The sequence below is a fragment of the Chitinophagales bacterium genome (assembly GCA_020636535.1).
GTDB lineage: Bacteria > Bacteroidota > Bacteroidia > Chitinophagales > JADIYW01 > JADJSS01.
This window is the reverse complement of sequence record JACJXT010000011.1, coordinates 1099333-1111937: the sequence shown is the minus strand read 5'-3', so window position 1 is coordinate 1111937 and position 12605 is coordinate 1099333. Positions and strand designations below refer to the sequence as shown.

Annotated in this window: 11 protein-coding genes; 2 read left to right on the top strand and 9 right to left on the bottom strand. The window is 31.0% G+C overall.

The window, feature by feature from the left end:
- Positions 1-12: 12 nt before the first annotated feature.
- On the bottom strand, positions 13-1314 hold the full coding sequence (thrC, locus tag H6553_05105; protein MCB9033194.1) for a threonine synthase: 1302 nt from the start codon (positions 1312-1314) through the stop codon (positions 13-15).
- A gap of 677 nt (positions 1315-1991) precedes the next feature.
- Here thrC and H6553_05100 point away from each other — a divergent pair.
- Positions 1992-4415, top strand: a complete 2424-nt coding sequence (locus H6553_05100) for a putative DNA binding domain-containing protein (GenBank protein MCB9033193.1) — start codon at positions 1992-1994, stop codon at positions 4413-4415.
- Positions 4416-4742: 327 nt separating this feature from the next.
- On the opposite strand, the gene H6553_05095 is transcribed toward H6553_05100, so the two are convergent.
- Genes H6553_05095 through H6553_05060 form a run of 8 tightly spaced genes read right to left on the bottom strand, consistent with a single transcriptional unit; the run spans position 4743 to position 11822 of the window.
- Entirely contained in the window at positions 4743-6218 is a 1476-nt protein-coding gene (locus H6553_05095; GenBank protein ID MCB9033192.1) for an FMN-binding glutamate synthase family protein, read from the bottom strand.
- Complete coding sequence (locus tag H6553_05090; GenBank protein ID MCB9033191.1) at positions 6215-7954, bottom strand: ubiquinone-dependent pyruvate dehydrogenase; 1740 nt, start codon at positions 7952-7954, stop codon at positions 6215-6217. The genes H6553_05095 and H6553_05090 overlap by 4 nt, the downstream gene beginning before the upstream one ends.
- A gap of 10 nt (positions 7955-7964) precedes the next feature.
- Positions 7965-8327, bottom strand: coding sequence for a hypothetical protein (locus H6553_05085; GenBank protein ID MCB9033190.1), 363 nt, complete (start codon positions 8325-8327; stop codon positions 7965-7967).
- Positions 8327-8818, bottom strand: a complete 492-nt coding sequence (locus H6553_05080) for a glutathione peroxidase (protein ID MCB9033189.1) — start codon at positions 8816-8818, stop codon at positions 8327-8329. The genes H6553_05085 and H6553_05080 overlap by 1 nt, the downstream gene beginning before the upstream one ends.
- A complete protein-coding gene (locus H6553_05075) occupies positions 8754-9386 on the bottom strand; it encodes a DUF4294 domain-containing protein (protein MCB9033188.1) in 633 nt (210 codons plus the stop codon). The genes H6553_05080 and H6553_05075 overlap by 65 nt, the downstream gene beginning before the upstream one ends.
- A gap of 46 nt (positions 9387-9432) precedes the next feature.
- Positions 9433-10308: a hypothetical protein gene (locus H6553_05070; GenBank protein ID MCB9033187.1), complete on the bottom strand. Its 876-nt coding sequence runs from the start codon at positions 10306-10308 to the stop codon at positions 9433-9435.
- A gap of 44 nt (positions 10309-10352) precedes the next feature.
- The gene (locus H6553_05065; GenBank protein MCB9033186.1) at positions 10353-11255 is read right to left on the bottom strand and encodes a hypothetical protein; all 903 of its coding nucleotides are present in this window, start codon (positions 11253-11255) and stop codon (positions 10353-10355) included.
- Positions 11256-11822: a thioredoxin family protein gene (locus H6553_05060; protein MCB9033185.1), complete on the bottom strand. Its 567-nt coding sequence runs from the start codon at positions 11820-11822 to the stop codon at positions 11256-11258.
- 206 nt (positions 11823-12028) lie between these two features.
- Here H6553_05060 and H6553_05055 point away from each other — a divergent pair, with 206 nt between their 5' ends.
- On the top strand, positions 12029-12451 hold the full coding sequence (locus H6553_05055; protein ID MCB9033184.1) for a hypothetical protein: 423 nt from the start codon (positions 12029-12031) through the stop codon (positions 12449-12451).
- The last annotated feature ends 154 nt before the right edge of the window (positions 12452-12605 follow it).

Sequence of the window (12605 nt, the reverse complement as noted above, 5' to 3'; positions counted from 1 at the left end):
TAAAGTTACACACTATTTATTTAACAACCAAGATTTAAAACCAGCAAAGTCTTTGTTTAGTGAAATGCTTTGTTTTTTTCCATCGATGATATGTTGTAATCTTTCTGGAACTGCTACGACTTCTTCTATAATTGGTGTAATGACTTCGCCAAATTTCACAGGATGTGCTGTTGACAATGCAATACTGTTAGCATTTTGAATATCATTTTCTTGTTGAAATTGTTGCATGCCTAAATATGCAACTGCTGTATGCGGACACATTAAATAATCTTCTGTTTTATATATTTTTTTAATACATGCTTTAGTTTGTTCATCATTAAAACTATACGCAACAATATCTTGTTTTAGTTCACTTAGATTATTGTTATAGATATCCATCATTCTAACAAAATTGCTAGGATTACCAACATCCATTGCATTAGAAATGGTTTGCACACTTGGTTTTGGTTCAAAATTTCCACTATTATAGTACTGCGTAAAAATGTCATTATCATTAGTACTAGCTATCATTTTTTTAATAGGCAAACCCATTTTTTTTGCAAATAAACCAGCAGTAAGATTGCCAAAATTTCCACTTGGAACGGAAAAATATAAATCTAGATTTTTATTTTCCAATTGTTTGTAAGCATAAATATAATAAAATGATTGAGGAATTAATCGTGCTATATTTATTGAGTTAGCTGAAGATAAAGTCATCGCATTATTTAAATCTTCATCTAAAAATGCTTGCTTTACCAAAGCTTGACAATCATCGAAAACACCATCAATTTCAATAGCGGTAATATTGGCACCAAGTGTAGTAAATTGTTTTTCTTGTATATCACTCACCTTTCCTTTTGGATACAAAATAGTTACATCAATTCCTTCAACATTTAGAAAACCATGAGCAACTGCACTTCCAGTATCGCCACTTGTAGCTACTAAAATATTGACTTTATTATTTTCGTTTCGTAGGAAATGCCCCATTAGTCGTCCCATAAATCTTGCACCAAAATCTTTAAAAGCTAAAGTTGGTCCATGAAACAATTCTAGTATCTCTTGATTTTTTAAATGCACTAAAGGAGCATCAAAATTATACGCTTGTTCTATAATTTTCAATAAATCTACATCTGTAACAACATCACCAATTAAATTCTTAGCAATACGAAATGCCATTTCATTATAGGTATAACTATCTAAGTTTTTCCAAAAATCATCACTTAGTTTTGGAATATTGTATGGCATATACAAACCATTATCTGGTGGTAAACCTTTAAGTACTGCTGTACTTAAATCTACATCTTGCGATTGGTGTTTTGTTGAGTATAGTTTCATTTTTATAATTAATGCTTAAAGATGAAAAAATACTAGGATAGTTAAAAGTTTGTGATGTTATTTTATTGTTGATATGTGTAATTAAATAAGTTAAGAGTAGATGCTTATAATTTTCCATCTATACTGAGTGAGGTGCGAACAAAATATTTCATTACTAAGACGAAAAATAAAAAAAACTGCCATCCTTCCGTAATTTTGAGGAACAAAAAATATACAGAATCTAAAATGATAAAGCAGTCTTCAGTATAGTATGAAGTCATCTTCATGCTATATTTTCACCAAAGCATATTGCGTATTTTAAGTATTTTAATGAAAAATACGCAAGTTATAAATTACAAGGATATTTAAAATACGCAAAAACATATCTTTTGTATAGTATTGAAAATAAAACCATTATAAATAAAAATTATTTTTAGCAAAAAAATATACGCAATTCAATTTATTGCGTATATTTGGGTGATGTGCAAAAGTCTCCGCTACCGCTGCGTCTTTTGCACATCGGAGGGCGGATTACATCCGCTGATGCGTCGAACGGTCTTCGCTGTCGCTACGACCTTCAACACATCAGCGGATTTGCAAAATCCTTTCGCTTTGTGTAACTTCGTTACACGCTTCAGGACTTCGCAAATCCGCCCTCCGTTATGCACAATTATAAAAGACCCTGAAGAACTAGAAAAATGAATACATTAGAAAAAGTAAAATTTGTTACGAAGGACTTTTTAGAAGGTTTAAAAAACTCTGATATAAAATCTGAAACAGAAGAACTTGACTTTAAAGAAATCTTTAAAATATCTGACACATCAAGTAAAGTTGAATTTATTAAAGATTTTTTAGCTTTTGCAAACTCTAAAGGCGGACATATTGTCTTTGGGGTAAATAAATCTTATGAATGGATTGGTTTAGATGATAGAAGTGATTCAGACGTAGATGAAGCGAACATTGCAAACATCCTAGACTCTTATTGTGATGGTGAAATAAATTATGTCACTAATACTATCGAATTAGAAGGCAATTATTTTTTTGTGATTTATATTTTTCCATCAATCCCAATAATACCATTTAAAAAAGATGGTCAGTATCAAAAAAATAATTGGAAAAATGGTAAAAACACCAATGTCGTAGTTTTTAAAAGTGGGGATGTTTATTGCAGAAGAGGTAGTCGTTCAATTAAAGCTGATAATCTTTTTTACAAACTCAAAAGCAATAATTTTGGAATTATTGAAAATGTTTCACAGCAACCAATTATGTATTCCGAGTTCATAGGAAGAAATGAGTATTTAATTGATTTAAATAAGAAATTAGCTAACCAAAACAACAGAATTATACAAATTGATGGGATTGGCGGAATTGGCAAAACAAGTTTTGTTCATTATTTTGTTTCACAATTAATTCATAATAAAGACTATAAAAACAATTTTGATTTTGTAATATGGACTAGCTCCAAAAGAAATAAGTATACACCAGGTGGAATTAAAGTATTGACTGAATTTATATCAAATTATTCTGATTTGATAAATGAAATTTATGAATTCATTGTAAAAAATCAACTTTTAAGTATTGAAAATGAGGTTGAACAGGATAATATAGAACTTGTATTAAAATTTCTATCAGAAAACAAAGTATTGCTAATCGTTGATAATCTTGAGACACTTAACGATACCGATTTGATTAGTTTTTTAGAACACTTTCCTTTAAAATCGAAAGCTATATTAACGACAAGAGAAACTCTTGGAGATTTTTATATGTCGCGAATAAATTTGAATGGCTTTAATCGTGAAAAAGAATTTCCTGAGTTTTTATTATCACAATATTCTAATTTTAATGGAGAAGGTAACTTTTTAGAATTATATGAAAAAAATCTCGATGACTTGTATGCCTACACCAAAGGTATGCCATTAGCAGGTCAATTGATTACTCATCAATTATCACAAGGCACTCCAATAGAAATTGTATTAGAAAACTTAAAAAGTGGCAAAGCTTATGAAGATATTTTGACGTTTTGTTTTAAAGGCTCTATAGAAAAATTATCAATTATTGAAAAAACAGTTTTATTCATTTTTTCATTATCTGAAAAAGAATCACTATTAACAATAGATGATTTGATTTATATAAGTGGTTTTACAAATGATGAAATTGGGCTTCAAGCCATACCAAGACTTACCACTATTTCATTGTGTTATAAGAAAAAATCCGATACAGGTATAATTGGGTACTCAATTCCTTATCTAGCAAAGATTTATTCAAAGCAATATCTTGCATTAGACAATGAGGAAGAAATCATTGCTAAGTATGAGAATTTTATTCAAGAAAAACTAAAATTCAGCTCATCAGACAATTCCGTTATCAATCTTTTTTATAGATCTCAAGCAAAAAATCATAATGAAAAAGTCCTTGCTGATACGGCACTTAAAATATTGTCGATAGCATCTTATGATTATGAACTGGCTATCAAATTAATTGATGAATTAATACTTCAGAACAACAAATTTCCTTTTCTTTATTTGATTAAAGGTAAAATTGAAGAAAATAGTTTTTATCGAGATTCATTAGAAAGAGCTAAAAAAGAATTTCTTTTTGCAATTCAACTCAATGAAAATTATTTAGAAGCATTAATTGAATTAGGATATATTGAATATAAAAGTAGAGTTGGTAATAAGGAAAAAGCCAAAGAATTTATACAATCAAGTATTAGTTACTTCGAAAAAGCTTACAAAATTGAACCTAATGACCAAAGGGTTTGTCTAGGACTAGCACAAGGATATTCAAAAAAGGCTTCAGGAATTAGCTACTATCATAATAAAGAAATGAAAAAGGAAATTGCTGTAAAGGCTAATTTCTTTTTTGAAAAAGCATTTTATAACGGAGACAGTTTAACTTACACAGAAAAGCATTCAAATGCAATATCCGCCTGTGGTTGTGCTTTAAACTTTAAAAACAATATTAGAAACGACAATGATGCTCTCAAATGGTGTAAAAAAGGATTAGAATATGAACCCGACAATAATATGCTTCTAGAATTAAAAAGAGAGCTTGAATTCAAGATAGACCCTTCTAATTATGCAATTCAACAACTCAAAGAAAAAGGATGGGTAAAAAAATAACTGTGCATAACAGCAGTGACCGTTGCACAACTGGATAAAAAATGCTAAAAACTATAAGTATACACTATTACATATACTTATTTATATAAATTATATTTTGGGTTTAATATTTTTGTGTGGTACTTTTAGTAGCTTACTGGTGTCAAAATGTAAAAAATTAAGCTTTTTATAGTGTTTTTTAGTCCTTTTTTGTTTATTTCTATGCTTTTATGGCTGTTTTTCTGGTTTGGGTAATAAACTTTAAGTACTTCTGTAAGTTGTAGGTCATGGCTGCTAGTAATACATGTTTGTTGGCTCATACTGTCCCAATTAGTGTATAGTAAAATATCATTCTTCATAAGTATGCCATTTATCGTCTATTTTTTTATAAATAAATGACCTATTTAATGCTGTAGTAGAATTACAACCTGATGCTGCTAATAACTCTAAAAAATCTTCTACTGTGTTTTTATGATAATTTTTAACTCGTTTCCATTTTTCTGAAACTACTAATCCTCTTACAAACTTTGGATTATTAGTTGCAACGCCTGTAGGACATTCATTGGTATTGCATTTTAATGCTTGTATACAACCTAAAGCCAACATCATTCCTCTAGCTGAATTACAAATATCTGCTCCTATACACATTGCTTTAAAAATATCAAAAGCGGTAAAAATTTTAGTAGCTGTAATTACTTTAATTTCTTCTTTTAAATTGTATTTATTTAATGTATCTACTACAAAAATTAAAGCATCTTCCCAAGGCATGCCAACATAGTTAGAAAAATCTATTGGTGCAGCACCAGTTCCTCCTTCTGCTCCATCTACAGTAATAAAATCTGGTTTAATGCCTGTTGCATTCATCTTTTCACAAATTTCAATAAATTCTTTTTTACTTCCAATTGCTAGCTTAAACCCAACTGGTTTTCCATTAGCCAGTTCTCGTAATTGTTGAACAAAATTCAACAGTCCTTCTGCATTGTGAAAAGTAGCGTGTCCTGGTGGAGAAAGTACGGTAGTATGTGGTTGCACACCTCTTATTGCTGCAATTTCTTCGTCATTCTTAGCTGCTGGTAATACACCACCATGTCCTGGTTTTGCACCTTGGGAAATTTTAATTTCAATCATCTTGACTGTTTCCCAATTGGCTTTTTCTTTAAATTTTTGAGCATCAAATCCACCATCTTGAGTTCTACATCCAAAATATCCAGTTCCTATTTCCCAAACTAAATCGCCACCTTGTAAGTGATATTTAGAAATACCGCCTTCGCCTGTATCATGAAAAAAATTACCTTCTCTTGCTCCAATATTTAATGCTTCAATTGCATTTTTACTTAAAGCACCAAAACTCATTGCAGAGATATTAAATATACTAGCACTATATGGTTGTTTACACTCTTTTCCACCTACAGTTACTCTAGGAGCTATTTCTAGCTTTTTTGCTGGATAAATGCTGTGTTGCATCCATCTATAGTTTTCTTTGGTTACATCTAACTCTGTACCAAAAGGATGTGTTTGGTTTTGCTCTTTAGCTCGCTCATAAATATAAGCTCGGTGATTTCTATCAATAGGTTTTCCATCGGTACCTGACTCTATAAAATATTGATGTATTTCTGGTGCTAATAACTCTAAAAGATATCGCATGTGACCTATGACTGGAAAATTTCTTAGTATGGTATGTTTCGTTTGAAAAAAATCATAAAATCCAATCAATAGCAATAGTACTGCAGTAATAATAAGTCCTGGCACTGTCCATATTACTGTAGCAATTATAAGTAAAGTAATTATTAAAATAACGACTGTGAATTTAATTGCTTCTTTCATAATAATTCTCTTAAATATTTGATATCACTTTTTCCTGTATCTACTATTTCTGCAAAATTGCCATTCATCATCATTTTAGACATTGATTCTACAAAACCCTTTACTTGATCGAACTTTATAGTAGGTGGCATTGCTAAAGCATTTGGATCGGTTAATACATTAACTAAAGCTGGTCCGTCGTGTTTTAGTGCATTTGATATGGCTTGTTCTACTTCGCTTGGTTGACTTGCTTCCCAAGCCGCAATATTCATAGCTTCTGCAAGTTTTACAAAATCTGGATTAACCATATCTGTTTGCCAATCCATATATCCTTGTACACGCATTTCAAGCTTAACCATTCCTAATGCACGATTATTAAATACAATAATTTTTACTGGAACTTTATATTGACTTATGGTCATTAAATCTCCTAGCAACATAGAGATTCCTCCATCGCCACAAAAAGCTATTACTTGGCGATTTGGATTGGCTAAACCTGCACCCATAGCCATTGGCATAGCATTTGCCATAGAGCCATGATTAAATGAACCTGTTAAATATCTGTTTTTTCCTGCTTTTAGATATCGTGCAGCCCAAACAGCACTCATTCCTGTATCTACTGTAAAAATAGCATCGTCATCTGCTAGTCTGTCTATTGTATAAGCAACATACTCTGGATGTATTAAATCTTCAGTTCCTTTATTTTTTACATAAGCATCGTAGTTTTCTTCGACTTCTATATGTAACTGACGCATTTGATTTAAATAATCTTTATTTTCTTTTGTATTTAATTGTGGCAATAACTCTTGTATGGTAGACTTTATATCTCCGCAATAACCAAAATCTACTTTGGCTCTTCTACCTAATTTTTCAGGTTTTGTATCAATTTGAACAATAGTACAATTTTCAGGTAAAAACTCGCTATACGGAAAATCTGTACCCAACATTAATAGTACCTCTGCTTTATGCATTGCTTCAAATCCAGACTTATTGCCTAGTAATCCGTTTAGACCAACGGCATATGGATTATCACTTTTTTCAAAAAATATTTTTCCTCTAAAACTATATCCTAAAGGTGCATTTAATTTTTCAGCTAATTGCATTACTTCTTCTACTGCATTTCTGCAACCATGTCCGCAGTAAAGCATTACTTTATCTTTTTCATTGATAATTTGGCTAAGTTCTTGTATTTCTGTTTGATTTGGAATTACTCTTGGCGTGGTATAAAAATTTTTATTGGCAGCATATACATTTTCTATTTCGGCAGCTGCAACATCACCTGGAAGTCCTAGCACTGCTACTCCTTTTTTACTCAGTGCATGTTGTATAGCTGTTTGCATTCCGTTGAGAGCTTGTTTCGCTGTATTTGCCATAAAAACATACTTTGAGCAATCTTGGAATAGATATTCTGGTCTTGTTTCTTGAAAATTATCGAGTCCTAGTTTTTCTGTAAAAATAGTAGAAGCAATAGCAATTACTGGATTTTCTGACCTATTGGCATCATAAAGACCATTGACTAAGTGTACATGACCTGGTCCACTACTTCCCATACAACAACCTATACCATTTAGTTCTGCTTCCATAGATGCTGCATAAGCACCTGCTTCTTCATGTCTCACATGTATCCACTGTATTCTACCATCTCTTCTTACTGCATCATTAACAGGATTAAGACTATCTCCAGTAACGGCATATACTCTTTTTACTCCTGCTGCAACAAGCATTTCTACTAATTTGTCTGCTACATTTTTTTTCATTGATTATGTTTTACATTTCTATTGTTAGGACTTCATTATTTCCTATTGCGCTATCATGATTTAGTCCTTTAACAAGATATCTATAAATATTATTATCTTCTTGTTCTCTTAGTCGTTTAATTGCATTTTTTTTCTCAATATCATTTTTAAAATTACATAAAATATAATCAAATGACTCATTTTCAAAAAAATGATGTTCACTAGTAATAATTTCCATAAGTACTCTAGATATTATAACCCAACTTAAATTTCTAATTTCAGAACTTAATATAGTACCTCTTTTTATTCCATCTAGTTGATGTTTTAAAAAGACAACTTGCCCTCTATTTGCAATTGAAAAACAGTCTTCATTTACTTGTGCAATTGCTTTCACTAAAGCAATTTTTTTATTTCATTTTGAATTTTAGTAGACATTGGCTTTGTAGTTGGTGCAAAATAATCTACTACTTCTCCTTGTTTATTGATTAGGTATTTTTGAAAATTCCATTTTGGATGTGTTAACATATTTAGTCCTGGTGCTTCATTACCTAAAAATGTAAACAACTCATTTTGCTCCGCTCCTTTTTTTACATGAATTTTATCCATTATTGGAAACGAAACGCCATAATTGATTTGACAAAACTCTTGAGCTTTTTCGGCAGAATTTGGTTCTTGTCCTGCAAAATCGTTTGATGGAAAGCCAATAATTTCAAATCCTTGGTCTTTATATGTTTGATATAGTTTTTCTAAATCTTCGAACTGTGGAGTAAGTCCGCATTTAGATGCTGTATTGACTATTAATAGTACTTTTCCTTGATAATCACTTAGACTTATCGTTTTTTTTGCTGGATTTTGAACTTGGAACTGATAAATTGAATTTTTCATTGTTTATTATAAATTTTAAACCGTTTCTATTGTAAATATCGTCTAATTTTTTGACATATTTCTCCATTTCTTTGTCTTCACCTTCTGCGTCGTAAGTGCCTTTTAAGTTAAGTTTAAACATCTTCGCACCCATATTCCACCAAAAAGTTTTAAAGTTGCCTCTATATTTTTGCAATAAATCAAACACTGTTATTCCAGTTTCTCGATGTACCAATTTAATCATAAAGTTGCCTTGCGTTCTCGTCATATTTTTTAGTTGCTCTTCGTAAGCAGCACGCAACTGTTTTTCGGCATCGTTTAAAAATTGTTTTTTCTGTTTTTTGTTTTTGCACTTGTCTAAGTTGTCTTCAATTACCTGACTTAACCTAGCAATTCTCAATGCATATGGATACACTTTATCTAAGTAATTTCTATCTCTTTGAGAAATTTTGAATGGTCCATATCTATCTGCTTGAATTAAAACTGGTGGCAGCGTTATAGATGGAATGGTATCATCTGCTAAAATAATTTCTGGCAAAACAATAGTGTCGTACTCACTTTGTTGTGCTTTTATATTGATCGAAATCAATACTAATACTAGTATAAAATATATTTTTTTCACGAAATATCAAAACTTAAAATCCGTAATTAAAAGTAATCGTACCTTGTTGTTCATCAGCTGCATCGCTACTAGCACTAAACTTAAATTTATAAGCAGATTGCTCTGAAATGGTAGCATAATAACTGTCTGAAATAGTAGAACCTTGATAAGGTGCTTTCGCATAAATTACTTTTCCACTTTTATCTACTTTTATTAGTACTACAACTTTACCAACTTTACTTTCTTTACTAATTGGTACATTATTGGCAACTAGCGTTCTGCCTTGCAAGGAATAATTGCTATTTTTTCCGCTTGTACCACTACCAGTACCTGTACCACCAGTTCCTGTGCCTGTACCACTTTTGTCGCCACCTTGTTTTCCCCAAGTCGCACCTTGATTTCCACCAGCTCCGTTATTGCCTTCGCCAGTACCACTACCACCAGCACCACTTGTTTTATTTTTATTGAATGCACTAGCAACACTATTTTTAGTTTGTTCTTCTAATGCTTTTTGTTTAGCTAACTCTTCTGCTTGCTTTTTTTGTTCTTCTAATGCTTTTTGCTTAGCTAATTCTTGTTGTTTTTTCAACTTTGCTATAGCAATGGCTTCTGCATTATCTGAAGTAATAGTTTGACTTGCTGTTGTTTTTGTAGTAGTTGGTGTATAAGCACTTGTTGGTGGAACATAGTTATTTGGCGTTGTTTCATTATTCGCTGTTAGCTGTGTATTATCATCACCTAAACCAGTTTCGCTATCGCCAAAATCTATCAATAAACCATTTAATCCACCATCGCTTACAGGTCGGTCTAACACTATAAAGAACAACAATAAAAATAGTGCAATATGAATTGTTCCAGATATAATATATCCTTTTGCTGACGATTCTTTTTGTAATGTTGCTGTACTCATATTTTGGTTTTTACAAATATATAGTCAAAAACTATACCTAAATCTTAAAAAAACTTAGAGACCAATACTTTATCTACTTGTTCTGTTAATTCATTTGGTGTATAAGCTTCTTTTTCAAAAACGAATTTTGTAATTAAATTATTGGGTATTTCTTCTAAAAATGAATCAATAACCATAACATTATCTGGTGCATCTTTCCAAATTGTGGTTTGTGCTGTTTTATTTCTTCCTATAAAAGTATCGACAACTGACTGTGGAAAGTATTTTTTGTTGAGTATCTTTCTAGTATCTGCTAGTACGAAAACTGGCTTTTGATAAAAATTAGCGATGCTACATAATGATTGTGTACCAATTTTTGCTATGAATACATCGTGCATTACTATATCGCAACCAATTACAATAATATCTGCTTCTTTAATGTATTTTGCCATATTGCTATCGTCTATTGCAGTTAACTTAACTCCAATGTTGGCAATTTTTCTTGCTTGTTCTTTACCTAGTTTATCTACTTTTGATAGAATTTGAGTTAAGTTAAAATTCATTTGTTTGATGTGCATTGCTTCTATCATAGCAATTACAGCTTCATCTTGAGCAAAAAGTACAATTTTCTTTTGGTTGAAATCGTAGTTGAGTTGAGCAATTTCTGCTGTTTTTCTATCTACATTTTTCCATCTTTCATGAAAAACTTCTAGCAACTCTTTTATTACTATTGGTTGATTTTCTGGATCGATTTGTAGTAAAAAGTGATTGATAAAATGATTGACTGAAGTAATATTTGGTTTTTCTGTAAGAATAGTTCGTAAACCTTTTAGCATTTCTCTTACAGAATTAGATACTTTATTGTCTGAAATTAAAGACATTAGATTGCCTGTAGTTTTTACCAAATTTTGCATGGCAGCAACTCCTTCGACTAATTTATTTTCTCTAATTGACTTAAAAATATCCATTTAATTGTTTTCTAATTTCCATTTAATACTACAACCTAAACTTGGAATTTGTTTTTCGTTTAATGGTAATTCTTGTAAAATATTGTCTAGTGCTTTTCTTATGTCGTTTCCTGTAACTGGAATATCGCTTTTTGGTCTAGAATTATCTAGTTGTCCACGATAAACACAACGCATATCTTTATTAAAAATGCTAAAATCTGGTGTACACGCTGCTTGATATGCTTTGGCTACATCTTGAGTTTCATCATACAAATAAGGAAATGGATAATTTTGTTCTTTAGCTACTTGTGTCATTTTATCTGGAGCATCGTCTGGATAATTTTCTACATCATTACTACTAATAGCTACAAATGCTACGCCTTTTGGTATATAATCATTAGCCAACTGTACTAATTGTTCGTTGATATGCTTTACATATGGACAGTGATTACAGATAAACATAACGACTGTTGCTTTTTCGCCTTTTACAGCATCTAATGTTTTAAAGGAATTGGTAATAGTATCTAACAAATTAAAATTTGGTGCTTGGTATCCTAATGGAATATTGATTGTTTCTACTGCTGGCATATGCTTTTATTTACAAATTTGATATTTATTGTACTAGGATTAAAACACAAATTTATACAAAATGTTAATTATGCTACAATTAATTAAAGAATTGATGATTTTAGTTTTGAATAGAACTACTTTCTATTCGAAATTTGGCAATTGGCAGACTTTTTGATAGATTATAAGTAAGTATTATTTTATAAAAGTAATTAACTTAGCATAAAATGAAAAAAAGCACACTACTAATTTTAGGAACTATATTTTTTTTGTGGAGTACTGGAAAACCTCCGAAGAAAAAAACTGATACTTGGATTGAACCCAAAACTGTTGTAGGTAATTGGATTTGGGTAAAAACAGAATGTTGTGGTACACAGAAAGGTATTACTACGCCTCAAACTTTTGGTGATGAGATTGCTTTAACTATTAATCCAGATATGAGCTTTAAGGAAACAGCTAATAAATATAAAGTTCCTAGAGTTGGCTCAGTGAAACTAGGAAAGAAAACTGCATTAAATGAAGCTGATGTGAATACGATACAGTTTAACGACGAGCGACCTGCCTATTATTCTTTTTCTACAAAAGGTGATACTTTAATTTTAAGTTGGGAACACTTGGGCTTACAGAAAGAATATTATGCAAAAAAATAATTGTTTATAGTTATACCTGTTGTGTGCATTTAGAAACAAAATAAAGTAAAAACTCGTCCTTCGCAACCTGTCTGCTGACAGGCAGGTTTGATTGGGAATCTTTTTTACGATTTTTATGACAGATTCTTGACCTGCCTACGGTAGGAATGTAAAT